The sequence below is a fragment of the Chryseobacterium shigense genome, assembly GCF_900156575.1.
Taxonomy (GTDB): Bacteria; Bacteroidota; Bacteroidia; order Flavobacteriales; family Weeksellaceae; genus Chryseobacterium; species Chryseobacterium shigense.
Window position 1 is genome coordinate 23415 of record NZ_FTNY01000006.1, and the last position, 24539, is coordinate 47953.

Sequence of the window (24539 nt, forward strand, 5' to 3'; positions counted from 1 at the left end):
ATGAGAGCGGAGGTTTTTTTATTTATAAAATCCATTTTGTGTCGGGACTTACAATGGCTCATAATAAGCAATGGCCACTTGCGGATGGAATGCAAACATGAACGTTTCAAAACCAATTCCATCTGAAGCCCCGCGGCTCAAAAGATATCTGCCATCAATAATATCAATCAGAAAAAGATCAGGCGTGTAAAAAGTAAGTCCTATTCTATGTTTGGAAGGATCTTCAAGATGAGAACTGATCAGATCCAGCTTAAAATTTTCAAAAGCAAAGAATGTGTTTCCCAAAACATCCGGCAGACTTTTAATAACTCCGTTAAGTTGAGAAACATAATTAGCCGCAGAAGAACTGAGAAGAAAAGGAATTCTTTCCGCATGGGCATTTCCCGCTAAAAGTTCCCAATAGTTTTTTACCGGATTTTCTTTGTCATCAAAAACCTGATGCTGTATTTTATATTCGAAATACGTGTCTTCAAAGACATACTGATCCCACGGCATCGCAGAATTCTGGTCTATCACTATACGGAACGCAAATTTTATCTTCGCTTTCATGATCTTAAATTTTTAATAAACAGGGCAGATTCTAACAACTGCCCCGATCTTCACAAAATGATATGAAAAAAAATATCTAACACTTATTAAACAACGGTGACTCAAATCTCTAAGAAAATCAGGAGCGCATCTTCACTTAAAGCTTCAAACTCCAGTGTTTCCAGCCCGTTAAGCAAAATAGCATCTCTGCTCTCCATCAACCTGTTTTGAAATTCAAAAGCTCCGTTAAGGACCATTCCAAATAGAGATGCATCTTTCCTTTGAAGAACATATTCCTGTTCCCTTCTACCATTATAAAGGCCTGCAAAATTGGGATATCCCAGATGTTCAGAGATGGGAAGCAATACATTTCTGTCGTGAAAATTAAGATCTTCTACGGAGAAAGAATCTTCAGAACGATTGTTTTTTAATTCCAGGACCAGAATATCCGTTTTTTCGTTCCGGAGCGTATTTTTAAAGTTCAGAAACCCACTTTCAGAAGCCTGCCTCGTGAAAATCTGACCTGCTGTAAAAGGTTCCTTAAATCCACTGATTAAAGATTCACCATACAGGATAACAACCAGAATACTGCTGTTTTTTTGATAATGAAAATCATAATCTCCATTTTCCTCCAATATGATTTCAGATACATTTCTTAATGCTGAATAATCAGCAGTATTGATGGTATTGATAATACATGACCTTTCTCTTTTCCATACGGACAGATCAGACTTAAATATTCTTGAAGGGCTCTGAACTAACATGACTTTTCATTTTAGAATTAATATTCCGCACCGCACAGAGATCTGCTTTTGATTTAACACTTCACTTATAGAGTTTCGGGTGGTCTGTGCGTGTACGGAAAGGACAATAATGAACGGCTCTTAGGCCGAAACTTTTATGGTATGGGTCAGAGCGAAACCTCCGCTTACACTTCCCGAAATACTGGACATTTCGTTGGAGGTTCCGTCACTGAACACGTTATCACTCGCATTATAAGTATACCCGGTCATTCCTTTATAGCCCGTACTTGCTGCGACCAGAACTACAGCACTGTTGCTGCCTTCGGGAAAAGCAATCTGGGTGACCAGAAGTGATTGTCCGGAAGCACTGTAAACATGGACGTGAATGTGGGTGGCTCTTCCATTGTACCAACCCGGAAAAATAGAAGTAAAATTCACTTTTCCACTGGCATCCGTAGTTTGTCTTCCTCTTAAAAAATGGACGGAAGTATAATTGGCAGGCTGCATTCCCGTTCCACCGTATTCAGAATAATTTCCGTCTTTGTCACAGTGCCAGATATCCACTAAAACTCCCGGCAAATTCGCACATGACGCATTCACATTTTGGATGGTTAATGTAATAGTAAACGGAACGCCGGCTCTGTCACTGACAATATTGCTCTGTACAAGGCTTGATGGCGTTTTGGTTGGGAAAGGCCCTTCAGTTTCAGAATTCGTGACAGAGCATCCTGTAGAAGTGCCGGACGAATCAGTTGCAGATGAAGTGATCACATCATCATCATCACTTCCGCAATGGATTAGAAGAGGGGCAGCAACAGCAGTTACACCTGCTAAACCAAGGCTTTTCAAAAAGTCCTTTCTGTTGATTGTTTTCATAATACGGGGCTTTAAGGTTAATAGGATAAAAGATGTCAGTTTTCATCTTTCAGTTTCTTAGACCAAATGTATTCTGAAAAAAAAATCACGGAAATTTATGAGGTAAACAGATAAAATGTGTCGGTTAAACGGGAATTTTTAAGAGATGTTAAGAATATATCCGGCAGAAGAGATGGATGAAATTTGAAGGAGTAGAATAGAAACTGCTATTGATTCACAATCGCCATCACCCCTTCTTTATAAGTTTCTCCAATAGGAATAACAAATTCACCGATATGAATATTGCGGTTGACAATCGTTAGAATGCTATTAACGGGAACGATGTAAGACCGGTGAACTCTGATAAACTCCTTTTCAGAAAGTTTTTCCAGAATACTTTTCATGGAGGAACGTGCCGTAATCTTCGAATGATCTTTCAGATGGATCTGAATATAGTCGTCCAGCCCTTCAATCAATACAATATCATTAAAATTGATCTTGTGAAGCTTATAATCTGCGCGAATAGAAAGATAGTCTACATCATCATTCACACTGTTCAGTTTCACTTTTTCTACCGCAGTTTTAAACCTTTCAAAAGAAAAAGGTTTGAGAAGGTAATCCACGGCATTGATACTGAAAGCATCCACGGCATAATCGGAATAGGCTGTGGTAAAAATGACTTTGGTATTTTGTGAAATGCTTTTATAAAAATCGATACCATTTTTAGAAGGCATTTCAATGTCTAAAAAGATGAGGTCAACAGGAAATTTATGAAGATATCTTTGGGCATCACTCTGAGTATTGAAGATCTTTTCAAGAGAAAGGTTTTCAATTTTTCCGGCATAGTTCTCAATGATCCTGAGGGCAAGAATTTCATCGTCCAAAGCAATAGCTCGTATCATATTCAGTTTAAATCAATTTTTAAATTTACATCAAAAGTGTTGCCGTCATTATGGATAACCAGGCTGTGTTTTCCGGGATAAATCTGGTTAAGGTGTTCCATTGTATTTTTCATTCCTACTTTCAGGCTTTGGTCTCCGGCAGTTTTCTCACTAACGATATGATTGAAAACATTAAAATTTAAAATCTTTTCTTTGACGACAATTTTGATCGCTATTTTTGAATTTTCCTCCGCATTAAAACCATATTTGAAAGCATTTTCAATAAAATTAACCAGAATAAAAGGAGCGATCTGTAGTCCTTTCGTTTCACCATCTTCGGCATAAGAAAAATCCAGACTGCTGTCTGCCCTGATCAGCTGAAGCGCCGTATAATCTTTTAAATACTCAATTTCCCGGCTTAAGTCAACGAAATCCTTACTGCTTTCCTGAACCACGTAGCGCATCACATTTGAAAGCCTTAAAATTCCATTCGGGGCATCATCAGACTTCATCAAGGCCAGTGAGTAAACAGAGTTGAGAATATTGAATAAAAAATGCGGCTGAAGCTGGTATTTTAAATTTAATAATTCGGCTTTAGCCTTTGATCTTTCCAGTTCTTTTTTCTCCATATTCCGGTAAATGAAAAGCGAAGACAGGAAAGAAAACAAGAAGGGAAGGACCGAAGCGAAAATCATCTGATAATAAGAACCATCATTTCTCGGGCCCGCAGCTCTGAAAGGAGGAGCCGTCTCCATGGGTGGCGGAGGTAGATTTCCATGAGCTTCCGGCATCATTTCGTGTGGTGGCATTCCCACTGAAGACGGTTCCGGGACAAAAATATTTTGAGAGGTTAAATAATAAGGCAGGAAAACCATCAGTCCAAAACTCAGCATGATACCAAAGGTAAACATCCCATACTTTTTTCTGCTGTATAACTTCGGAAGAAAAATATTGAGATTGATATAAAAGAAAATAATAACCAGAACAAAACGTATGAATTCTCTCTGAAAAGGAGAAACCCTGAAAACCGAAAGCGTTCCGTCAAAATCCGGAGAAGAAACCACAGGAATCGTCAGCAGTAATGGAATCAGGATGATATGAGGCCAGAATTTTTTCAATGAAAGATGTTCGTATTTGTTTTTTCTTACCCAAATGTAATTAAAAGCAAGCAAAAATCTTTTAAAATAATTTCAATTGAATTTTCTGTTTTCTGTTGAACAGCAGCTGGAATAGGGAAGGCCGGATTTCCATATCAATTTATATTATTCTACTTTTACAAAAAAAAAGCAATGCACGAACCGTCCAAAGACCCATTACATGGAAAAAGACTCGATGCCATTCTTGAAGAACTGGTAGAATACTATGAAGGCTTTGAGAAACTTGGCGAGCAGATTAATATAAAATGCTTTACAGACAATCCAAGTATAAAGTCTTCACTGAAGTTTCTGAGAAAGACAGATTGGGCAAGAACGAAGGTAGAAAGTCTTTATCTCTACGTACTGAGACAGAAGAAAAGGGATGAAACAAAGAAGGGAAAATAAAAAACCGTGAGGTTTTAAGATTTTTGTTTTAACGTGTTTTTCACAATCAATCATTTCAAAAATAGTATATTTGCGCTGTTAATCGTGAAAAAACATCACGAAAAAAAAGAAAAAATATGACAATTGAAAACAACCATGTTGTAGCAGTAAGCTATATACTTCATACGATCGAAGAAGATGGAAGTAAGATTCTTGTAGAAGAAACAACAGCCGAAAATCCACTTACATTTTTATATGGTGTGGGAATGATGATTCCAAAATTTGAACAAAATATCCTTGGCTTAACAGCTGGCGATAAAGCAGCTTTTATTATTCAGCCGGAAGAAGCTTACGGAGAGAAAGATCCGAATTCAATCACGCAATTGCCTATCGATATGTTTCAGGAAGCAGGAATCCCTCCTGTAGGAGCTATTTTACCACTATCTGATGGTCAGGGAAATAATTTCCAGGCATTTGTAGTAGATGTAACTCCGGAAGCAGTAATTGCAGATCTTAACCACCCAATGGCTGGGAAAGTTTTAGATTTCCAGGTGGAAATTGTAAACACTCGTCCTGCGACAGAAGAAGAATTGGCACATGGTCACGCTCACGGCGTTGACGGTACAGATGCTCACTAAAAACGATAATGAATGTCCGGATTTTTTTTCGGACATTTTTTTTTATTCTAAAAATTCCCCACTTACATAAAACCAACGGTTTTGAATCATTTTGAATTTTGATAATTCATGATGAACTTCTTTATCTCCTTCCTCGTTGGTATAAAAGGCCTTAAATTCAACTTTGCTTACAGAAGGCGTCGCTACAATTTCCAGCCTGGTCCACTTATTAATTTCACCCCATTCCTGAAGATCTTCTCTATTGTGGAATTTTCTTTTTGCCGGATCGGTAGTTTCCATCAGGTATTCTCCGTTCGGAATCGCAAATGCAGAAAACCGGGAACGCATCAAAGCTTCGGCAGTAGGAGCATACTTTTCTCTTGTATGGTAAGGCTTACAGCATTCTTCATAAGTTTTTCCTGAACAGCAGGGACAGTCCATATTCTTTAATTTTTTTGAACGACAAAAATAAAGCTTTTATCAATAGAAATATGCTTAGCCCATTTACCCATAAAAAAAAGAAGCACTCTTTCGAATGCTTCTCTGTAAAATTTATTTTATAAAACCTCTGTTTCTCAATAAAGGTTTGATATCCGGATCATGTCCTGTAAAATCTCTGAATGCCTGGTTAAGGTCTACAGAATTTCCTACGGAAAGAATATATTTTCTGAAACGGTCACCATTTTCTCTCGTCAGACCACCGTTACTTTTAATCCATTCCCATGCATCATTGTCAAGGGTTTCAGACCATAAGTAAGCATAGTATCCGGCAGAATATCCTCCACCCCAGATGTGGGCAAAATAAGGCGTATGATATCTTGGAGGTACGGTAGCTAAAGTAAATCCGTGGCTTGCTAATGATTTCTTTTCAAAATCCAGAACAGGAATGAGCTGGCTTTCGGTGGTGACTGTATGCCAGTCCATATCCAGAGCTGCTGCAGAAACAAGTTCTGTAGTCATATATCCCTGGTTGAAAGTTGATGCCTTTTTAATTTTTTCCACCAAAGCCTGAGGAATTGGCTGTTTCGTTTCGTAATGGATCGCATAATTTTTAAGAACAATAGGATCTAAAGCCCAATGCTCATTGATCTGCGATGGAAATTCCACAAAGTCTCTCGGAACACTTGTTCCTGAAAGCGATGGGTACTTCTGGCTTGCAAACATACCATGGATAGAATGTCCAAACTCATGGAACATCGTAGAAACATCGTCATAGCTGATCAACGATGGTTTTCCAGGAGCCGGTTTCTGATAGTTATAACAGTTGACGATAACAGGTTTTGTTCCTAAAAGATAAGATTGCTCAACAAAGTTACTCATCCATGCACCACCATTTTTAGAATCTCTGGTATAGAAATCCAGATAATAGATGGCAATAGATTTTCCGTCGTGATCAAAAACCTCATAGGTTACTACATCAGGATGATAAACCGGAAGATCAGTTCTCTTTTTAAAAGTAAGTCCATAGAATTTTTCAGCGGCATAGAAAACACCTTTTTCCAAAACAGTGGTTACTTCAAAATAAGGTTTGATCTGGTTTTCATCAAGATCATATTTGGCTTTTCTTACCTGCTCTGCATAGAAATTCCAGTCCCATGGCTCTACTTTGAAACCACCTTTTTGCTGGTCGATCAGATCCTGAATATCTTTGGCTTCCCGTCTTGCCGTTTCTACTGCCGGAGTAGCGATCTGGTTCATTAGTTTGGTAGCTGCCGCAGGCGTTTTGGCCATCTGGTCCTGAAGTTTCCATTCAGCGAAGCTTGCTTTTCCTAAAGTCTGTGCTTTTTTAAGTCTTAGCTTAGCTAATTTTTCAATTGTTTCACGGGTATCGTTTCCATCTCCTTTTTCTGCTCTCAGCCATGATGCTTTGAACAGTTTTTCTCTGGTAGCTCTGTTTTTCAGATTCTGAAGAAGAGGCTGCTGCGTTGTATTCTGAAGGGCAAGAAGATATTTTCCCGGCTGTCCTGCTGTTTTTGCATCAGTAGCTGCTGCTTCGATCTCGTCGGCAGAAAGTCCGTCCAGTTCCTTGGCATCAGAGAAAAATACACCTCCCTGCTTTCTTGCTTCCAATAGTTTATTGGCATATTGTGTAGAAAGTGATGCCAGTTCCTGATTGATCTGCTTTAATTTTTCTTTGTCCGCTGCTGAAAGATTAGCTCCGGCAATTTCAAAGTTCTGTTTGTAAAACTGGATAAGTTTTTTACCTTCCGCATCAAGACCGTCTTCTTTGATCGATTTGATTCTTTTATATAAATTTTCGTTCAGGTACATTTTATCGGAATGTGCTGCAAAAACAGGAGCATATTCCTCATCTAAAGCCTGAAGGGTAGGGTTGGTATTCGCGCTTGTAAGATTAGAAAATACGATGGTGGCTCTTTTGAGAACTTCACCGCTTTTTTCCAAAGCAACGATTGTATTTTCAAAAGTTGGAGCTTCCGGATTATTGGCGATTTTCAGAATTTCAGCATCGTGCTGTTTCAGTCCAAAATCGAAAGCAGGTTTAAAATGTTCATTTTTAATTTTATCGAATTCCGGAGCTTCATATTGAAGCTTGCTTTTCTTCATAAAAGGGTTTGAAGATAAGGATGGATCGGTAACAGGAGTTTCCTGTTGAGTATCGGTTTTCTTCATTGTAGTACAAGATTGGTTAAGTGCCAGCGCAGAAATTAACAATACCGATGAAATATTTTTCATAAATTAGTTGTTATTAAAGTATAAAGATATTAAAAACTTAATTTATAAACATAGTAAACATGAAATCAACGACTCTTTTTATGTTGTCAGCCTTCGCGCTGATGGCGTCATGTAATGAAAGGCATGATAAAAGAAACAACGACAATAATAATGATAATGGCTGGGTTGACAAGGTGATCGATAAAGATAACGGCCCGGTTAAAGAGAAAACATTTAACGGTGATTTTGACGAGATAGAAGTTTCCCAGGCAATTGATGCTGAGGTGATTAAATCTGACGTAGAGAAAGTGGTGATTTCCGCCCCTGAAAATATCATCAACGAAATTCTTGTGGACAACGATGGCGGAAAGCTTCATATCCATTACAAAAAAGGAATCAGAGTGATGAACAGCCATAATGTAAAAGCTAAAATCTACACGAAAGATTTCTCAAAACTTACAGCCAATTCTGCAGCAAGCATTACCATAAAAGATAAATTCACCCAGGAAAAAGTAAGCCTTGATCTATCCAGTGCAGCCAGTGTCACAGGAGATCTGGAAGCCAATGATTTCGATATCTCTGCGGGAAGCAGCAGCAGTTTCAGTGGTAAAGTATGGGCCGTAGATCTTGATATTGAAGCATCTTCAGCAGCAAGCCTTGATATTTCAGGGAAAAGTAAAAATGCTGATATCACTTCTTCATCAGGCAGCAGTGTTTCAGCGAAAGATCTCGTTGCAGAACATGTGAAAGCTGATGCGTCCAGCGGTGCGAGTCTTCAGGTGAGTGCTGTCTCTTCAGTTGATGCTCAGGCTTCTTCAGGTGGAAGCGTAGATATTTCTAAAAAAGGGGAGCTTAAAAATGTGAACAAACAGGAAAGTAGCGGCGGAAGCGTCAATATTCAATAAATCAATCTGGAGTTTCCTCGTCGTTCTCTTCATCTGCTGACGAGGAAAATTCCCAATCTCTATTATCAAAATTAAGATTGTCATACGCCAATAATTCCTCCTCACGCTGGAGGAATTCTTTGGTGGTAAAGGATAAGATTTCATCATCTTCTTTTGCTTTGGACAGCCTTCTGATGGACGCTTTGTCTATCGCCATAAATCTTTGCCCAAGACGTCTTGCCGCATATTTTCGCATTCCGGTTTCATGAAGAACGTCTACGGCCATATCCACAGCCGTTCCTAAGGTTTCCCGGTAAATATTTTCAATGCCGTTATTGAGGTAGTTGTACGCATCAATTCTGTTTTTGGCTCTTACAAAAATTTTCACCTTCGGATAATGTTCACGCACCAGATCAGCAATGAATTTATTATCATCGCGGTCATCAAGACAGAGCACTAAAAGTTCAGCCTCTTCAATTCCGGCAGCCCTTAAAATAGGGATTCTTGTGGCATCTCCATAGTACACTTTAAAGCCATGGCTTCTCAAAAGCTTCACCCGGTCAGAATCTCTGTCCAGAATCGTCGCCTGAATTTTATTGGCTTTCAAAAGACGTCCTACCGTACTTCCGAAATGTCCGAAACCAACGATAATGATCTTCTTCTGGCTTACATTGTTATCCAGAATGTTGAAGTCGTTGTCTTCATCAGGGATTTTCTTGATGAATTTAGGGGTGATAAATCTGTCGTTAATAATCAGAAGGATAGGCGTAATACACATTGTAATCGCAGTGACAGCCATCATTTGCGCGTTGAGCTCAGGGGTTAAAAGATAAAGATCCGAAGCATAATTGATCAGTACAAAGGCAAATTCTCCTACCTGAGAAAGAGCAAATGCATAAAATAAACTCTGCGGGGTATCGATCTTGAAAAACTTTCCGATCGCATACAGAACAACAAGCTTGACCGTCAATACAGCAAAAACAGTAGAGAAGATAAACAGAGGATCCTGTTGAATAATATTAAAATTGATGGTAGAGCCTACACTTACAAAGAAAACAGCTAAAAGCAACCCTTTAAAAGGGTTGATCTGTGCTTCCAGTTCATGCCTGAATTCACTGTTGGCAAGCATGACTCCGGCAAGAAAAGCTCCTAAAGCCGGTGACAGTCCTATGGCAGCCATAAGCTCCGAAACCCCAATGACCAGAAATAAAGAGGATGCAGTCAGGAGTTCAGTCATTCCTGACTTTGACACATATCTTAAAAAGGGAACGAATACATATCTTCCCAATAAAATCAAAATAGCAACCCCAAGAATTACTGTACCGGCCTGTAGCCACTCCGGAAGCTTCTGAATAATAATCTGAATTTCGTTATTATGATGATTTGATTTGTAATTCGCAATAATGGGCAGGATAGCGAGAATGGGAATCACAGCAATATCCTGAAACAGAAGGGTAGAGAATGAAGCTTCTCCAGCCATGGTTTTAAGGTTGTTTTTTTCCTGTAAAGTCTGCAGGACAATAGCAGTAGAAGAGAGTGCAAAACACATGGCAATAGCAATGGCCTTATCTATTCTCCATCCCGCACTGATGAAAACCAAAAAAAGGAGTGAGATAGAAAGAAGCATCTGTGTAAGCCCGAGGCCCATAATCTTCTTTCGCATCTCCCAGAATTTCCGGGGTTCCAGTTCCAGCCCTACCAAAAAGAGAAGCATAATCACTCCAAACTCACTGGCATGCATAATGTCATTGACATCTTTTCCGGTAAGCCGCAGAACATAAGGTCCGATGATAATACCACCTAAAATATAGCCGATTACTGAACTCAATCCAAATTTTCTCGCCAGCGGAACCATGATAATGGCTACCCCCAGGAAAATTAATGTATTCATCGCTAAGCTGGACTCCATAGGCTATTGATTGAGTAGTTCTGTAAATTCTTTTTTATGTAAAATAATTTCTTTTTTGCTCAGTTTATGGGCTTCGTAAACGATCTTGATATGTTTGATATCAGCTTTGAAAACCTTTAGAGATACAATCAGCCCGCTGATCAGCTCTTCCACAGTATACTGATACGTTCCGTTTTTGCTGAAAGATCTTTCTTTTCCTCCTGTTGTAATCAGAATGTAGATCTCTTTGCCTTCCAGTGGATTGGTTTCTCCTTCGCGCAGCCAGTCTCTGTCAAAAACTTCATCGATCCACAATCTTAATAATGGGGGCATCCCAAACCAGATGAGAGGGAACTGAAAAATAAAACGGTCATAGTTTCTTAACCTTTTTCTCTCTCTGAATGCCGCGATATGAAAATCCGGATATTCCTCGTAAAGATCTCTAAGGGTAAAATGCTGGTGACGGACATAGAAATTAAAAAGCTCTACGTTGGAATTGGAGTGCTCTAAATAGGGATGTGCAAAAACTACCAGCGTCTTCTTCATAAACCTGTTTTCAGTAAATATAACGAAAAAATATTGGATAAAAATCGAAATTTAAACAGTTTTGTTAATTTTTCAATACGTAAAGTTGAATTTAATATTAAAATAGATAAATAAACAGGGGTATTTTAGTGTTTTAAATAAAAAATCGGGCGTACTGCCCGATTATATTGAATGTTGTTATTTTTAATTACCATCCGCCCGAGGCTCCGCCACCACCGAAGCTTCCTCCGCCGCCAAAGCCGCCGAATCCACCTCCGCCGCCGGAACTTCCACCACCAAAGCCTCCTCCTCCAAAGCTGCCCGGGAAAGGGAAGAATCCGCCAGGATAATTTCTGCGTCCTCTTCTGGTAATGATCACATCATCGTCATCGTTATTGCCGCCGCCACCACCGCCGCCTCTACCGCCGAAGAGTAAAGCCAGAATGATAAAGATGACAAAGGCTATCAGAATGATTTTAAATGCACTTCCGTTGCCTGAAGGGGCTGAGGTTTCCGTAGGTTTGAATTTCCCTTGTACGGCCTCCATAATAGCTGAGGTACCGCGGTTAATCCCTTCGTACCACTGTCCCTGTCTGAAATTGGGAGTGACGATATAGTCAAGGATCTGCCCTGCCACCGAAGCGGTAAGATATTGTTCTACGGCCCGGCCCTGTTGTATAGACATCGTTCTGTCCTCTGTAGCAATAAGGAAAACGACTCCGTTATCGACTCCCTTTTTTCCGATTTTCCATTGTTCACCGAACATGGTCGCCAGAAAGTTTACATCTTCTCCTTTTGTAGAGCGAATAATGATCACTTCAATTTCCGTTGAAGTAGAGTCTGCAAATTTGATCAGCTTGTTATTCAGCTCATCTTTTTGTGGCTGCGTAAGCAATCCTGCTTCATCAAACACAGGATACAGAACCGCGGGTTTTTGCGGAATCGTGTATTGTGCTGATACAAAAGTGTAAAAGCAGAAAAGGATGAATGAAAATACAAGTTTAAGAGAACGTAATTTCATTTGACAGCTGATTGGGGTTTTTTCCCTGAACAGGAAAATATTTTTTTAATTCAAGACCGGTTTCCAGGATGCCGCTTTTTAAAGCTTTATAATAATTTCCTTTCGCAAATTCAGCAGTAATGTAGTCGTGGAGGTGATCCCAATACGACTGGTGTACTCTGTCATGGATTCCGATATCTCCAATGATGGTAAGATATTTCTGTTCGAAATTCACGTGAAAAAGCACAGCATTTCTGTCAACAGTTTTATTCATACAGAGTTCTTTGAAAACTTCAAATGCAGTGTGTGCATTTTTGTTTTCGGTGTTCGAGTCAATATGTACTCTGATCTCGCCTGTAGAATGTTCTTCTGCCGATTGTATCGCCTCCACAAGGGACGCGATTTGCTGATTTGTCAGAAAACGATTCATTATTTAAATACTTCTGGTGCTTTTTCTGCACCGGCTTCAGCCTTGAAGAAAGGTTTCTCTTTAAAGTTGGTAAAGTTGGCCAGAATATTATTCGGGAACGTTTTGATCGTTGTATTGTAATCTTTCGCAGCGTCATTATAATAAACCGTTTCGGTTCTGATGCTGTTTTCAATTGCCGTAAACTCTCTCTGGAAATTGATGTACTGCTGGTCCGCCTTTAAATTAGGATAAGATTCCACAACCGCCATTAATCTGCTTAATGCTCCGGATAATTCTCCCTGTGCAGCCTGGAATTTCGCCAGATCAGCTTCTGTCATATTCGTAGGATCGATTTGGATGGAAGTCGCTTTAGAACGGGCTTCAACAACTTTCGTCAATGTTTCCTGTTCAAATTTTGAATACGATTTAACCGTTCTTTCCAGATTAGGAATAAGGTTGGCCCTTTTCTGATATACCGTTTCGATATTAGACCATTTGGAATTGACGTTCTGTTCTTTTGAAACAAAATTATTATACCCGTTTTTCCCCCAGAAGAATAGTACACCTACAATGATAAGCAGAGCAATACCGATAGTTCCTGCGCTCAGGCAGCCTTTATTTTTCATAGTTTATTTTTTTTTAATTTTTTGTGCTAATCAAATATACAAATTATGTGCTAATTTTGTAAAAAATTATTAGAATGACAACAATAGTGGTGGCAATGGGAGAGAAGAATGAGATCGGTTTTGACAACAAACTGCTCTGGCATCTTCCTACAGACCTGAAACACTTTAAAGATCTGACTTCCGGACATCCTATCATCATGGGAAGAAAAACCTATGAAAGCATAGGTAAACCTTTACCTAACCGTACAAATATTGTTATTTCCAGAAAGAAAAACTGGTTTGAAGAAGGAATTTTGATTGTAGGAAGCATCAAAGAGGCTGTGAAATTTGCGAAAAAGATTGATGAAAATGTATTCATTATCGGGGGCGGAAATATTTATGAGCAGACGATTGATATGGCTGACAAATTGGAAGTCACTTTGGTAAAAGCCGATCTTGAAGCCGATACTTTCTTTCCAAAGATCGACATGAAGGTGTGGAAAAAAACGGAAGAGACCTGTCATGAAAAAGATGAAAAGAATCAATACGATTTTTGTTTTCAGACTTTTGAAAGAATCAAGACTCAGTAGTTATGAAAATTCTAACTCCTTACCTCTAGCTTCTAACCTGTAAATTTTCTATCTTTGCACTCTTAAAATTGAATAATGAATAAGTACATAAAAATTGTAATTGCAGCAGTTCTTATACTTCTAGGACTTTATATGATGATTTTCACAAGAAATCTAGGCTGGGGAATTGTAGTATTCCTTCTTGCAGCACTGCCTATTTTACTTTTCATCAAAAATGAATATATCCTTCTTGCCTTCTGGCAGTTGAGAAAACAGAATATGGAAAAGGCCGCAAAATGGTTAAATGGGATTACCAATTACCAGGCGCAACTTCATAAATCCCAATATGGATATTTCCACTATTTGTTGGGACTTACCCAGGCTCAGGAACATCCGACGAAAGTAGAACCTCTGATGAAAAAAGCTTTGGAGTATGGATTGAATATGAAACATGACAGAGCTATGGCTACATTGAATCTTGCTGCAGTAGCCATTTCCAAAGGAAGAAGACAGGAAGGGCAAAAGCTTTTGGAAGAGGCTAAAAGATTAGACAGCGCAGGAATGATGGCAGATCAGATTAAAATGATGAAAGACCAGCTTAAAATGCCTTCTATGCAGAAGCACATGCATAACCCGAATATGAGACAGAGAGGGAAATCCTTCTAAGAAAATATATACAAACAATGAAAGCACCCGATTTTGGGTGCTTTTTTTTATTGAATGAAAGATAAATAGATTTTACATCTCAGAATTCTGATCATATCCGTAAAACTTAGGCATCTGCCAGTGATATTTCACGGCAAGCGTTCTGATGGCCACAATCAATAAAATCGTAAAGATTTGGATGAACGTGTAAGAAAGTGGAATTAATTTAGTCATTAAAAGAAAAGCAGATCCTCCAACGATACATGCCGTAGCATAGATTTCTTTCCTGAAGATCAGTGGAATCCTGTTGAGGAGAATATCCCGTATAATTCCTCCAAAGCAGCCTGTGATGGTCCCCAGTGCGATACAGATCAGCGGATGGATATCGGCATTAAGTCCTTTTTGAACTCCGATGATCGTAAACAGTCCCAATCCGAAGCTGTCAAAAATAAACAAAGTCACCTTGAAATTTTTTTCAATAGACTTGAAGATCATCGCAAAGATACTGGTTCCCAGAATGAGGGCACAGGTCAAAAGATCATGCATCCAGAAGACCGGAATATCTAGCAACAAATCCCTTACAGTTCCTCCACCTACAGAAGTAACGAACGCGATAATCAGTACCCCGAACGGATCAAGGCGTTTCTGCATAGCCGCAAAACTCCCGGACATGGCAAAGGAAATCGTTCCGAGTACCTCTATGGTAAAATTGAACTGTTCGTGCATATATTTATGGGTAATAGATAATGGGCAATGAGCAATAAAAATTATGCCATTTAAAGCTGGGATAATCTAAATTTATACTTAGTGATAAACTTTACAAGTTCTTCACATTCTGATTTTAAATGTATTATTTTTTCAGGACTTAGGTATTCCAGTTCTTCAATGATTTCAAGCCAAAGTTGAGTCTCATCAATTTCTTCTACAACAATGCAGAGTTTAGCAAATTTTTCCTTTTAAGATCTTGCTCTTGAAAAAGCTCTTTAATTTGCTGCCACTGAAGTGGAAGATCTCATGATTTGCTTTCTTATGACCGAAACATCATCTGAATAAGGTAATGATGAGAGAGATTTGATCACAAGAATGGAAAAGTTTTTAGTTCTTTTCCGAAAAACCTGATTATAATCCATATTTCCCAAATTACTCATTACCGATTACTCATTACTTATTTTTTTACCCTCACTGAGTCCGGAACCAGCAGTTCGTATTCTCCGTCGTGATTGATGATCTCTCTAACAATACTGCTGCTGATGAAAGATTTTCCTGATGAAGTCAATAAGAATACGGTTTCCAGCTTTTTGTGGGCCAAAGTCCGGTTGGTGTGTGCAATGGCTTTCTCAAATTCAAAATCGGCAGGGTTCCTTAAGCCTCTCAGAATGTATTGTGCATTCTTTTCAAAGCAGTAATCTACCGTTAATCCTTCAAAAAAGTCAACTTCCACATTAGGAAATTCTGCCACAGAATTTTGAATAAATTCCATCCTTTTTTCCATAGGAAACATATATTTTTTTTGGGAATTCTGCCCGATTGCAATAATCAGTTTGTCAAAAAGCGGAGCCGCTCTTTCAATAATATCATAATGTCCCAGAGTAATAGGATCAAAAGATCCGGGGAAAACAGCAATTTTCATATCCTAGTTGTTTTCATTTGATTTTTCGTAAAACAGCTTTAAATTTTCAATATTTAAGCTGCAGTTATTATTTAGAACCTGATTGGAAGAAAGATTTAAAATTAAATCATTTCTTCCTATTATTTTTGAATTTTTATAAAGTTTTTCAATGGGATGCAAAGTAATAAAACCTTCAAAATTTCCGCTTTCATTTTTTTTAACAATTCCGGAAAATAATATCGTATTATCCAAAGAAAGAATCTCAAAATAGTTGGGAACCTTTTCATTGTTAATGACGACATCACTTTTTTTGATATAGTTAAAGCATTTCTTTTCATCCACATAGATCGCGTCATTAGAAAAATTGATATGCTTAGGCTCCAGCCCGCTCTTGGAAATATCTAATTCAAGAGTTTTTTTATACTGCTGGGCCACTATAAAAGAAGGGATTATCAATGCAATTGAAAATAATCTCGTCATTATTTTATTTATTAAGGGCTTTTTCTACTTCGTTTCCACAAAGATCCATGACGGAGATTCCGTAATGTCTTGCCTGCTGTGGAAGAATACTGGCAGGGGAAAATCCCGGATTAGTGTTCATTTCAAGCATGTAAGGAATGCCATCCATAAGGATAAATTCACTTCTTGAGAAACCGCTCATCCCAAGAGAATTGTAGGCTCTCTTTGAAATTTCTTCTACTCTGATCCTGGTGGCATCGTCGATTCTCGCCGGGGTAATCTCTTCTGATGCTCCTTCATATTTGGCTTCATAATCGAAGAATTCATTTGTAGGTACAATTTCAGTGATTCCCAAAACCAGAGTTTCCCCTTTGAAATCTATAACGCCTACGGAAACTTCCATTCCATCCAGAAAGCTTTCAATCAGAATTTCATCATCTTCTTTGAATGCAATTTCTGTGGCAGCTATCAGCTCAGACTTCTCTTTAACTTTAGAAATCCCAAGAGAGGATCCTGATTGGTTGGGCTTAACAAAGACCGGAAGGCCAAGACTTTCAACGATTTCATCAACATTAATCTCTTCTCCTTTTCTTAGATAAATACTTTTAGCAGAAGGAATTCCATATTTTGACAGTACCGCCAGGGTGTCTTTTTTATTAAAGGTCAAAGCACTCTGATAAAAATCACAACCGGTATATTTCTGTCCTATGGCATCCCAATAGGCCTGAAGAATTCCATTTTCACCCGGTGTTCCATGGATAATGTTGAAACAGGCATCAAATTTCAGGGTTTCATTATGATCTAATGTTACTGAAAAATCTCCGCGGTTGATTTCATATTTTTTATCATTATCCCCTAAAAAATACCATTCATCTTTAAGGATGACCACTTTATATACATCATAAAGATTTCTGTCCAGAGAATCGTAGATTAACTGACCGCTTTTTAAGGAAACCACATATTCGTCTGAATAGCCTCCCATGACAACGGCAACACTTTTTTTGCTCATAACCATTATAGTATCAATTAAGGCAAATTTAATCATTTTATGTAATGCAATAAGGGAAATTCAGAAATTTTAAAATTGAAAATGAATTGTGTTAAATAAAAGTACATTTAAAATTATTAGCTATATTTGCCGTTATAATTAAAGTATTTTTAAGTATGCTTAAATCACTTTTCAATTGGAAAGTTTTACTGAATTTAGTAGTCGCCATCGCTGTTTTTGTAGGATTGGTCTGGCTTACTTTCCGTTGGTTGGAATACCATACCAATCACGGTCAGGAAATTCCCGTGCCCAATGTCATCAATAAATCTGTTTATGATGCTGTAAAAATATTGGAAGATACAGGACTGGAATATGAAGTAGACAGTGCGGAGTACAATCCTAAATATAAGCCTTTTCAGGTTTTAAAGATGCATCCTATCTCCAGTTCGCGTGTAAAACCGGGATCGCTGGTAAGAATTGTGGTCAATCCAAGAACCTGGGCTCCTATTACTGTACCTGATGTGATCAACAGATATTCGGGACTGGCTTTCCAGAGACTGGATCAGGTGGGTCTTAAAATCGGAGACACTATTTATGAGCCAAGTATTCAGAAAGATGCTCTTTTAAGAATATTATATAAAGGTAATGCTGTTAATCCGGGATCACGTCTTCCGAGATTCTCTGTCATTGATGTTGTTGTAGGATCAGGACCTATGAGGAATATTTCAATTCCTAGTGTGGTAGGCCTTACGGTAAAAGAAGCCAGGGCGGTGATCTCAAAAAGTATGTTTGAGGTAGGATTGGTAGAACACGAAGATGGAAGTAAAGACGAATCGGATATTATTTATTATCAGGATCCGGCTTCCGGAGATGTAAGAGATCAGGGAATGCAGATCGACCTTTGGGCTAGTAAGAGAACGCCTGCTGAGCTGAGAGCTAAAATAGAGCAGTTGAACTCTATCTACCGTATGAAGGTAGATACATCGCTTCCTCCGGTACATTATGATGAAGTTCCCAACCATTCGGAACCTGCTTATGATCCACCTGTAGCAGCACCTGTACCTAAAAAAGAAATTCCAAAACCTGAACCGGCTAAAACGGAACCAGCCAAAACCAGTGCAGCTACTGGGGCTAAGCCTGCCGGAACCGGAGCTGAAAAACCTAAAACTGCTGCAACAGGTAGCCAGAGTTCAGGAAATAAACCTGTATCAACTGGAAGTACGGGACAACAACAACCGGCTCAAAAGCCAAAAGCTAAAAAAGTAGTAGTAGAATAACAACGGTTTATTATATAAAATATAGGCTTCAACTGCAAAATGTTGGGGCCTTTTGCGTAAAAAAAATAAAATAATGGCAGAAGATAACGAGGATTTTTTAGATGAAGAATTATTAGATTCCGACAGTATGGAGAATATCGATATTGATGAGGAAAATAAGGGATTGTACGAGCATCTTAATATCAAAGTTGATAAAAAACAGGAGCCGTTAAGGATCGATAAATTCTTATTAATATACAGACAAAACTCTTCAAGGAATAAGATTTCGCAAACCTGCAGGGCCGGGAATGTTATTGTAAATGGAGCTCCCGTAAAACAGAACTACCGGGTAAAACCTGGGGACCATATCTCTGTGCTTCTTACCCATCCGCCGAGGGAGAATGTGATCATTCCGCAGGATATTCCCGTTAATATCATCTACGAAGATGATGATTTGGTCGTGGTAGATAAAGAACCCGGAATGGTTGTACATCCCGGCCACGGAAACTGGGATAAAACATTGGTGAATGCTTTAGCCTTCCATTTTGAAAAGAATGGGCAGAAATCTGATCTGGACAGGGTAGGACTTGTTCACAGAATCGATAAAGATACTTCCGGACTTTTAGTGGTTGCAAAAAACGAATATGCTTTGAGCTTTTTGGCAAAACAGTTTTTCAACCGTACTACAAAGAGATTGTACTGGGCATTTGTCTGGGGAAATCCTCAGGAAGACGAGGGCACGATTAAAGGGCATATAGGCAGGCATCCCAAGAATCGGATGCAGATGTCCGTTTATGAGGATGGAAGCCACGGAAAGCATGCCGTTACGCATTACAAGGTGTTGGAGCGCTTTAAATATATGACGTGGGTGGAATGTAAACTTGAAACAGGAAGAACGCATCAGATCAGGGCCCATTTCAAACATATCGGCCATACTTTGTTCAATGACGAAAGATACGAAGGACATACGCCTCTCAGAGGAGTGAATCTGCCTAAGTATAAGCAGTTTATAAAAAATGTTTTTGAAATTCTTCCCAGACATGCCCTTCATGCGCATACTTTAGGGTTTATACACCCAACCACAAAAAAGGAATTATATTTTGAGAGCCCAATGCCGGAAGATATGGCGGATGCCGTAAAAAAATGGAGAAATTATTTAGAAAACTAAAAATATATTGAGAATTTTTTTATATTTGTTGAATTGAAATCAAGATTTGTTATGAGAAAACTATATGCTATCGTATGTTTAGCTCTTTTGTCAAATGCATACAAAGCACAAGAATCACTACCATACTATCAGCAATATCTTTTGGATGGTGAATTCCTGTTCAACCCAGCTCAGTACGGTAAGACAGATTACGTACAGCTTAATGCTAATTACCACAAACAATTTGACAAGTTTAGCGATTCTCCAAATACGCAGTCTATAGGAATTAACGGGAACATTTTCGACAGGGTAGGAGCAGGGCTCTCTATTTTTAGAGACAGCAATGGACCTATTTCTGCAGGCGGTATTACAGCGGGAGCTTCATACTTTATTCCACTAAGCAGTGAAGGAGAAAGAAAAGACCAATTCTCTTTCGGTACTAGTGTTTCATTTTATAATATGAACTTTGACTATACTTCAGTGAATGTTGAAGATGGTTACGATCCATTATTGATCGGAAAAGAAGGGAATATTTTTATGGCTTATGCCAACTTTGGTGCTGCGGCTACTTACAGAAACATCTTCGCAGGAATCTCTGTAAATGATATTGCGTTAAGCAACGATAAGGCCATCGTCAACGGAATCGAGCCTTCACCAATTAAATTCTTCTTAAACTTAGGATATGACTGGCATTTTGCTGACAATATCTTTATAACGCCATCTGCGTTGATCAACCTGAATACCAATTCAACAAGAATGATCGACTATAACCTAATGGCCACTTTCTTTAACGACATCAACTCGTTCTCTGCCGGTGTAAGCTACAGAACGGTACAGAACAGATTTGACAGCCAACAACTACAGGTGGCACCCGTTGTTAAAGTGAGAGTTAATAAATTAATGATCGGAGCTACTTACAACATCGGAATGTCTGATATTCAGACGTATGGTGGAAACAGCTTTATGCTGAGCTTAGGGTATAACTTTGATAACTTTATTAATCACAGAGGATATAGATATTAATCTGATTAATTTAAATAAATTTGAGCTCTGAAATTTTCAGAGCTTTTTTTATGATATACATTCACATTCCTTTCTGCAAACAGAAATGCAGCTACTGTAATTTTCACTTTTCCACATCTTTGAACTTCAAGGATGAAATGATCAGTGCCATGAAGACTGAAATCAGGCTCCGGAAAAACGAATTAGACAATAAAAATTTAAAGTCACTGTATTTTGGTGGAGGCACTCCTTCCATTCTTTCAGCAGATGAAATCACTTCAATGATCGATGAAGTGTTGAAATACTTCAGTTTCGACCGTGATATTGAAGTTACTTTAGAGGCCAATCCTGATGATCTGGACAAACATTTCTTGCAACAGCTTTCCAAATCCCCTGTCAACAGACTCTCGATTGGTACCCAGAGCTTTTTTAATGAAGATTTAAAATTGATGAACCGTGCTCATAATGCCTCGGAAGCAGAAGGTTCTATTAAAAGGGCGCAGGATTTTGGGTTTGAAAACTTAAGTATCGACTTAATTTACGGTTCGCCAACCTCCAATCTGGAGATTTGGAAAGAGAATTTAAACAAAACGATTGCTCTTGAAGTCCCCCATATTTCATCTTATGCATTGACTGTTGAGCCGAAAACGGCTTTGGAGAGCTGGATTTTGAAAGGTAAAGTAGCCAGCCCAAAAGAAGAAGAACAGAATAAAGAGTTCTATTATCTCTCAGATTTTCTAAAAGACAACGGATTTGACCATTATGAGGTCTCTAATTTTGCAAAACCCGGCTTTTATTCAAGACATAATTCGGCTTATTGGAAGTATAAAGAGTATCTGGGAATAGGCCCATCTGCCCACTCATACAACGGATTTGATGTCAGAAGCTGGAATGTTGCGAACAACCAGCAGTATATTAAAAAACTCCATACCGGAATCCTTGCCAAAGAAGAAGAAATTCTTTCGCAAAACGATCAGTTCAATGAAATGATTATGATTGGCCTTAGAACGATTTGGGGGGTAGATATTGAAAGTCTGAAGAGTAAATTCGATGTTCGGACCCATGAGCATTTCCAACATGAAATACAATCGAAAATTGAAGAAGGCATTCTGGTAATTGAAAATAATCATCTTAAAATTCCTGAAAAACACTGGTTTATGGCAGATGGAATTGCTTCTGATTTATTTTTGGTATAACGTTTATTAATGTATATTTGAAAGTATACTTTAAATAAAAAATGATTAACCATGAGAAAAAACTTACTATTATTTTTTCTTTTTTTTAGTGCTTTCTATTTTTCCCAAAAACCGATTTTTACAAAAGCAAAAGTTAATGCTGTGAATGTGTACAGATCTTCTGCTGAGCTTCAGAATTCGGTGAGCGTTTCGCTTCCTTCTGGAACGTCAGAGGTTGTTGTAACTAATATTTCAGATGAGATTGTGGAAAAATCGATACAGATTAATACTAATAATAAAGATATTTCTATCCTTTCTGCGCAATATAGAAGCAGCTACAATTCGAATTATTTTGAGAATAATAATCCTAATGGGAAAAGAATTAAAGACAGCATTGCTATCTTAGAAAATCTCAGCACGAAAATCAATATTGAGCGACAGACGAATGAAAAGACATTGGAACTGTTAGACAAAAATCAGGGACTGTTGGTGGGAAGCAATACCTCCACTGTAGCCCAATTGATGCAACTTACCGAATATTATAAAACCAAAAGAAACGAAATAAGTATAGCACAGCTTGATATCAATAAAAAATATACACAAACCATTCTGAAACTTGAGACTTTGAGAAGTCGTCTGAAAGCCAACACAGAAGCTGAAGAAACTTTTTCTGATGGCGTTCTTGTTCTGAGAATCGTAAGTGGTGCAGGAGGAAATGCAAAAATGGATCTGGGGTATTTGGCGGAGAATGTTTTTTGGGAACCGTTTTATGAAGTGAAAGGTAATAAATTGACTGAGCCTTTAGATGTGACTTTTAAAGCAAAGGTAAGACAGGATACCGGACTTGACTGGAAAGGAGTAAAGCTTTCGCTGATCAATGCAAGATCTTCAAGAAATAATGAGGCTCCAACTATGAACCCGTGGTTTTTGAATTCTTACAAGAATGAAGAAAGAGAAACCTATAGTTATTCCAGCAAAAAAGATACTATGCGATCCCAGAATATTGAGGAAGTTGTTGTGGTTGGCTATGGTGTTAAAATCAATGAAAATCAGTTAAATGTAAGTTTTGATCCGGATATTCCGTATGATATTTTATCAAACAATGAAGATCATTTTATCAACCTAAAACAAATCAAACTTCCGGCGGAATATAAATATTATACCGTTCCAAAATACACTACTACGGCCTATTTGGTCGCAGATATTAAAGATTTTAACAAGTATAATCTGATTTCAGGTGCTGCCAGTGTGATTTTTGAGAATATGTATGTAGGTGAAACAAGAATCAATCCCAATCAGACAAATGATAAAATGAGCATTACCCTTGGTGATGACAAGAAGATTAGTATTCGTAAAGAAATGGTAAATGATAAGGCAAGTGAAAAATTATTCTCTTCCTATCAGGAAAAAACAATTACTTACGATCTTGTTATCCGAAATAATAAAAAAGAGGCTGTCAATATTGAGATCCGGGATCAGATTCCTTTGAGTAAGGATGAATCTGTAAAGATTGAACTTCTTCAAAGTGATAATGCAGACCTGGATAAAGAGAAAGGATTTTTACTGTGGAACGTTAAAATTTCATCATCTGAAACAAAAAAATTCAGGGTAAGCTATAAAGTAAGATACCCGAAAGATTTTTCAATCAGCAATCTTAATTAAATACACGATTATTCACTATTTTTGTATAAAATTTCAGCTCACTTGAAAACTAAAAAGCAAGATTATTCACATCTTTCACCAGGCCAGCCTATCGGTATTTTCGATAGTGGGGTGGGAGGTCTTACCGTAGCCAAAGAGATCAAAAGACTTCTTCCCCACGAAGACCTGATTTATTTTGGGGATACCAAACACCTTCCTTACGGTGAAAAGTCGAAAGATGCGATCATAGAATATTCTACCAAGATCACCAATTTTCTGCTTCAGCAAAACTGTAAAGCGATTGTTATTGCCTGCAACACGGCTACAGCCAATGCCTTGAACGAGGTAATGCAGTCTGTGAATGGGAAAGTTCCGGTCATCGATGTTATTAATCCCGTTGCTGAGAAAGTAGCTTATGAAATTCATAATAATGTCGGGGTGATTGCTACAAAAGCAACTGTAAATTCAGGGTTGTATAAAAAAAGTATCCGCAAGCAGAATAAATGGATCAAAGTAGACGAGCTGGCGACTCCGTTACTGGTTCCTGCCATTGAGGAAGGATTCAAGAACCATCCGATTACGCATGCCATCATTTATAATTATTTGAGCAACAAAAAACTGAAGAATATTGAAACATTAATTCTTGGCTGTACCCATTATCCGCTGTTGATTGATGAGATCAAACAATACTATGGAAACCGGGTCCGGGTCATAGATTCTCCCAATATTGTGGCCAATCATCTGAAGATCATTCTGGATAAATATCATCTCATGAATGACAATAATCCAAAACCCAACTACCATTTTTATCTCTCTGATCTGACGAAAAACTTTGAAAAGATCTCTAAAAAATTCTTTGGCAAAACCATCGATTTAGAATTGAAAGTATTATAATACAAAAGCTGTTTCCCCGGAAACAG

27 protein-coding genes and 1 pseudogene are annotated in these 24539 nt (G+C 38.2%); 11 read left to right on the forward strand and 17 right to left on the reverse strand.

Features of this window, described 5'->3' with window-relative positions:
- Positions 1-48 precede the first annotated feature (48 nt).
- The 5 genes from BW964_RS18635 to BW964_RS18655 form a co-directional block, all read right to left on the reverse strand.
- Positions 49-549, reverse strand: coding sequence for a hypothetical protein (locus BW964_RS18635; RefSeq protein ID WP_076509519.1), 501 nt, complete (start codon positions 547-549; stop codon positions 49-51).
- 101 nt (positions 550-650) lie between these two features.
- Entirely contained in the window at positions 651-1292 is a 642-nt protein-coding gene (locus BW964_RS18640) for a hypothetical protein (protein ID WP_076509521.1), read from the reverse strand.
- Between the two features lie 120 nt (positions 1293-1412).
- On the reverse strand, positions 1413-2147 hold the full coding sequence (locus tag BW964_RS18645; RefSeq protein WP_228432083.1) for a dioxygenase family protein: 735 nt from the start codon (positions 2145-2147) through the stop codon (positions 1413-1415).
- 206 nt (positions 2148-2353) lie between these two features.
- Positions 2354-3028, reverse strand: a complete 675-nt coding sequence (locus BW964_RS18650; RefSeq protein ID WP_076509523.1) for a LytR/AlgR family response regulator transcription factor — start codon at positions 3026-3028, stop codon at positions 2354-2356.
- 2 nt (positions 3029-3030) lie between these two features.
- Entirely contained in the window at positions 3031-4125 is a 1095-nt protein-coding gene (locus BW964_RS18655; protein WP_123911984.1) for a sensor histidine kinase, read from the reverse strand.
- A gap of 171 nt (positions 4126-4296) precedes the next feature.
- Here BW964_RS18655 and BW964_RS18660 point away from each other — a divergent pair, with 171 nt between their 5' ends.
- Entirely contained in the window at positions 4297-4548 is a 252-nt protein-coding gene (locus BW964_RS18660; protein ID WP_076509527.1) for a VF530 family protein, read from the forward strand.
- Between the two features lie 116 nt (positions 4549-4664).
- Positions 4665-5165, forward strand: a complete 501-nt coding sequence (locus BW964_RS18665; protein WP_073332067.1) for an FKBP-type peptidyl-prolyl cis-trans isomerase — start codon at positions 4665-4667, stop codon at positions 5163-5165.
- Between the two features lie 42 nt (positions 5166-5207).
- Here BW964_RS18665 and BW964_RS18670 read toward each other — a convergent pair whose 3' ends face one another.
- Positions 5208-5585 carry a YchJ family protein gene (locus BW964_RS18670; RefSeq protein WP_076509529.1) on the reverse strand — a complete coding sequence of 126 codons (378 nt, stop codon included), beginning with the start codon at positions 5583-5585 and terminating at the stop codon, positions 5208-5210.
- Between the two features lie 111 nt (positions 5586-5696).
- A complete protein-coding gene (locus BW964_RS18675; RefSeq protein ID WP_076509531.1) occupies positions 5697-7838 on the reverse strand; it encodes a M3 family metallopeptidase in 2142 nt (713 codons plus the stop codon).
- Positions 7839-7897: 59 nt separating this feature from the next.
- On the opposite strand from BW964_RS18675, the gene BW964_RS18680 reads away from it, so the two are divergent.
- Positions 7898-8722, forward strand: a complete 825-nt coding sequence (locus BW964_RS18680; RefSeq protein WP_076509533.1) for a head GIN domain-containing protein — start codon at positions 7898-7900, stop codon at positions 8720-8722.
- Between the two features lies 1 nt (position 8723).
- Here the strand turns inward: BW964_RS18680 and BW964_RS18685 are convergent, their stop codons facing one another.
- From BW964_RS18685 to BW964_RS18705, 5 genes are all read right to left on the reverse strand, one after another.
- Positions 8724-10610 carry a monovalent cation:proton antiporter-2 (CPA2) family protein gene (locus BW964_RS18685; protein ID WP_076509535.1) on the reverse strand — a complete coding sequence of 629 codons (1887 nt, stop codon included), beginning with the start codon at positions 10608-10610 and terminating at the stop codon, positions 8724-8726.
- Positions 10611-10613: 3 nt separating this feature from the next.
- Positions 10614-11135 (reverse strand): NAD(P)H-dependent oxidoreductase, encoded by a 522-nt coding sequence (locus BW964_RS18690; RefSeq protein WP_076509537.1) that lies wholly within the window; start codon positions 11133-11135, stop codon positions 10614-10616.
- Between the two features lie 187 nt (positions 11136-11322).
- Positions 11323-12135 carry a TPM domain-containing protein gene (locus BW964_RS18695; RefSeq protein WP_076509538.1) on the reverse strand — a complete coding sequence of 271 codons (813 nt, stop codon included), beginning with the start codon at positions 12133-12135 and terminating at the stop codon, positions 11323-11325.
- Positions 12116-12544 (reverse strand): TPM domain-containing protein, encoded by a 429-nt coding sequence (locus BW964_RS18700; protein ID WP_185117124.1) that lies wholly within the window; start codon positions 12542-12544, stop codon positions 12116-12118. The genes BW964_RS18695 and BW964_RS18700 overlap by 20 nt, the downstream gene beginning before the upstream one ends.
- Positions 12544-13149 carry a LemA family protein gene (locus tag BW964_RS18705; RefSeq protein ID WP_076509541.1) on the reverse strand — a complete coding sequence of 202 codons (606 nt, stop codon included), beginning with the start codon at positions 13147-13149 and terminating at the stop codon, positions 12544-12546. Before BW964_RS18705 ends, BW964_RS18700 begins: the two co-directional genes overlap by 1 nt.
- Before the next feature lie 74 nt (positions 13150-13223).
- Here BW964_RS18705 and BW964_RS18710 point away from each other — a divergent pair, with 74 nt between their 5' ends.
- Together BW964_RS18710 and BW964_RS18715 are read left to right on the forward strand one after the other, a co-directional pair.
- The gene (locus tag BW964_RS18710; protein WP_076509543.1) at positions 13224-13718 is read left to right on the forward strand and encodes a dihydrofolate reductase; all 495 of its coding nucleotides are present in this window, start codon (positions 13224-13226) and stop codon (positions 13716-13718) included.
- A 75-nt stretch (positions 13719-13793) separates the two neighbouring features.
- Positions 13794-14363, forward strand: a complete 570-nt coding sequence (locus BW964_RS18715; protein ID WP_076509545.1) for a hypothetical protein — start codon at positions 13794-13796, stop codon at positions 14361-14363.
- Between the two features lie 72 nt (positions 14364-14435).
- On the opposite strand, the gene BW964_RS18720 is transcribed toward BW964_RS18715, so the two are convergent.
- The 5 genes and pseudogenes from BW964_RS18720 to BW964_RS18740 all read right to left on the reverse strand — a co-directional run bounded on the left by BW964_RS18720 (position 14436) and on the right by BW964_RS18740 (position 17419).
- Entirely contained in the window at positions 14436-15068 is a 633-nt protein-coding gene (locus BW964_RS18720; RefSeq protein ID WP_076509547.1) for a trimeric intracellular cation channel family protein, read from the reverse strand.
- A gap of 50 nt (positions 15069-15118) precedes the next feature.
- Positions 15119-15490, reverse strand: a pseudogene (locus BW964_RS18725) (four helix bundle protein).
- 17 nt (positions 15491-15507) lie between these two features.
- Positions 15508-15972, reverse strand: a complete 465-nt coding sequence (coaD, locus tag BW964_RS18730; RefSeq protein WP_073332040.1) for a pantetheine-phosphate adenylyltransferase — start codon at positions 15970-15972, stop codon at positions 15508-15510.
- A gap of 3 nt (positions 15973-15975) precedes the next feature.
- Positions 15976-16431 (reverse strand): hypothetical protein, encoded by a 456-nt coding sequence (locus BW964_RS18735; RefSeq protein ID WP_123911985.1) that lies wholly within the window; start codon positions 16429-16431, stop codon positions 15976-15978.
- 4 nt (positions 16432-16435) lie between these two features.
- The gene (locus BW964_RS18740) at positions 16436-17419 is read right to left on the reverse strand and encodes a D-alanine--D-alanine ligase (protein WP_076509551.1); all 984 of its coding nucleotides are present in this window, start codon (positions 17417-17419) and stop codon (positions 16436-16438) included.
- Between the two features lie 155 nt (positions 17420-17574).
- On the opposite strand from BW964_RS18740, the gene BW964_RS18745 reads away from it, so the two are divergent.
- From BW964_RS18745 to murI, 6 genes are all read left to right on the forward strand, one after another.
- Positions 17575-18675 carry a PASTA domain-containing protein gene (locus BW964_RS18745; RefSeq protein ID WP_076509553.1) on the forward strand — a complete coding sequence of 367 codons (1101 nt, stop codon included), beginning with the start codon at positions 17575-17577 and terminating at the stop codon, positions 18673-18675.
- Between the two features lie 73 nt (positions 18676-18748).
- Positions 18749-19822, forward strand: coding sequence for an RluA family pseudouridine synthase (locus tag BW964_RS18750; protein ID WP_185117125.1), 1074 nt, complete (start codon positions 18749-18751; stop codon positions 19820-19822).
- A 51-nt stretch (positions 19823-19873) separates the two neighbouring features.
- Positions 19874-20824, forward strand: a complete 951-nt coding sequence (locus tag BW964_RS18755; protein ID WP_076509554.1) for a PorP/SprF family type IX secretion system membrane protein — start codon at positions 19874-19876, stop codon at positions 20822-20824.
- Between the two features lie 50 nt (positions 20825-20874).
- Positions 20875-21999: a radical SAM family heme chaperone HemW gene (gene hemW / locus BW964_RS18760; protein WP_076509556.1), complete on the forward strand. Its 1125-nt coding sequence runs from the start codon at positions 20875-20877 to the stop codon at positions 21997-21999.
- A 51-nt stretch (positions 22000-22050) separates the two neighbouring features.
- Positions 22051-23640, forward strand: coding sequence for a DUF4139 domain-containing protein (locus tag BW964_RS18765; protein ID WP_076509558.1), 1590 nt, complete (start codon positions 22051-22053; stop codon positions 23638-23640).
- A 42-nt stretch (positions 23641-23682) separates the two neighbouring features.
- Positions 23683-24513 carry a glutamate racemase gene (gene murI / locus BW964_RS18770; protein WP_076509560.1) on the forward strand — a complete coding sequence of 277 codons (831 nt, stop codon included), beginning with the start codon at positions 23683-23685 and terminating at the stop codon, positions 24511-24513.
- The last annotated feature ends 26 nt before the right edge of the window (positions 24514-24539 follow it).

What these genes read in the sequence shown, in the direction of transcription:
- BW964_RS18635 (WP_076509519.1), bottom strand. Translation starts at nt 549, where the DNA reads ATGAAAGCGAAGATAAAATTTGCGTTCCGTATAGTGATAGACCAGAAT.
- BW964_RS18640 (WP_076509521.1), bottom strand. Translation starts at nt 1,292, where the DNA reads ATGTTAGTTCAGAGCCCTTCAAGAATATTTAAGTCTGATCTGTCCGTA.
- BW964_RS18645 (WP_228432083.1), bottom strand. Translation starts at nt 2,147, where the DNA reads ATGAAAACAATCAACAGAAAGGACTTTTTGAAAAGCCTTGGTTTAGCA.
- BW964_RS18650 (WP_076509523.1), bottom strand. Translation starts at nt 3,028, where the DNA reads ATGATACGAGCTATTGCTTTGGACGATGAAATTCTTGCCCTCAGGATC.
- BW964_RS18660 (WP_076509527.1), top strand. Translation starts at nt 4,297, where the DNA reads ATGCACGAACCGTCCAAAGACCCATTACATGGAAAAAGACTCGATGCC.
- BW964_RS18665 (WP_073332067.1), top strand. Translation starts at nt 4,665, where the DNA reads ATGACAATTGAAAACAACCATGTTGTAGCAGTAAGCTATATACTTCAT.
- BW964_RS18670 (WP_076509529.1), bottom strand. Translation starts at nt 5,585, where the DNA reads ATGGACTGTCCCTGCTGTTCAGGAAAAACTTATGAAGAATGCTGTAAG.
- BW964_RS18675 (WP_076509531.1), bottom strand. Translation starts at nt 7,838, where the DNA reads ATGAAAAATATTTCATCGGTATTGTTAATTTCTGCGCTGGCACTTAAC.
- BW964_RS18680 (WP_076509533.1), top strand. Translation starts at nt 7,898, where the DNA reads ATGAAATCAACGACTCTTTTTATGTTGTCAGCCTTCGCGCTGATGGCG.
- BW964_RS18685 (WP_076509535.1), bottom strand. Translation starts at nt 10,610, where the DNA reads ATGGAGTCCAGCTTAGCGATGAATACATTAATTTTCCTGGGGGTAGCC.
- BW964_RS18690 (WP_076509537.1), bottom strand. Translation starts at nt 11,135, where the DNA reads ATGAAGAAGACGCTGGTAGTTTTTGCACATCCCTATTTAGAGCACTCC.
- BW964_RS18695 (WP_076509538.1), bottom strand. Translation starts at nt 12,135, where the DNA reads ATGAAATTACGTTCTCTTAAACTTGTATTTTCATTCATCCTTTTCTGC.
- BW964_RS18700 (WP_185117124.1), bottom strand. Translation starts at nt 12,544, where the DNA reads ATGAATCGTTTTCTGACAAATCAGCAAATCGCGTCCCTTGTGGAGGCG.
- BW964_RS18705 (WP_076509541.1), bottom strand. Translation starts at nt 13,149, where the DNA reads ATGAAAAATAAAGGCTGCCTGAGCGCAGGAACTATCGGTATTGCTCTG.
- BW964_RS18710 (WP_076509543.1), top strand. Translation starts at nt 13,224, where the DNA reads ATGACAACAATAGTGGTGGCAATGGGAGAGAAGAATGAGATCGGTTTT.
- BW964_RS18715 (WP_076509545.1), top strand. Translation starts at nt 13,794, where the DNA reads ATGAATAAGTACATAAAAATTGTAATTGCAGCAGTTCTTATACTTCTA.
- BW964_RS18720 (WP_076509547.1), bottom strand. Translation starts at nt 15,068, where the DNA reads ATGCACGAACAGTTCAATTTTACCATAGAGGTACTCGGAACGATTTCC.
- coaD (WP_073332040.1), bottom strand. Translation starts at nt 15,972, where the DNA reads ATGAAAATTGCTGTTTTCCCCGGATCTTTTGATCCTATTACTCTGGGA.
- BW964_RS18735 (WP_123911985.1), bottom strand. Translation starts at nt 16,431, where the DNA reads ATGACGAGATTATTTTCAATTGCATTGATAATCCCTTCTTTTATAGTG.
- BW964_RS18740 (WP_076509551.1), bottom strand. Translation starts at nt 17,419, where the DNA reads ATGAGCAAAAAAAGTGTTGCCGTTGTCATGGGAGGCTATTCAGACGAA.
- BW964_RS18745 (WP_076509553.1), top strand. Translation starts at nt 17,575, where the DNA reads ATGCTTAAATCACTTTTCAATTGGAAAGTTTTACTGAATTTAGTAGTC.
- BW964_RS18750 (WP_185117125.1), top strand. Translation starts at nt 18,749, where the DNA reads ATGGCAGAAGATAACGAGGATTTTTTAGATGAAGAATTATTAGATTCC.
- BW964_RS18755 (WP_076509554.1), top strand. Translation starts at nt 19,874, where the DNA reads ATGAGAAAACTATATGCTATCGTATGTTTAGCTCTTTTGTCAAATGCA.
- hemW (WP_076509556.1), top strand. Translation starts at nt 20,875, where the DNA reads ATGATATACATTCACATTCCTTTCTGCAAACAGAAATGCAGCTACTGT.
- BW964_RS18765 (WP_076509558.1), top strand. Translation starts at nt 22,051, where the DNA reads ATGAGAAAAAACTTACTATTATTTTTTCTTTTTTTTAGTGCTTTCTAT.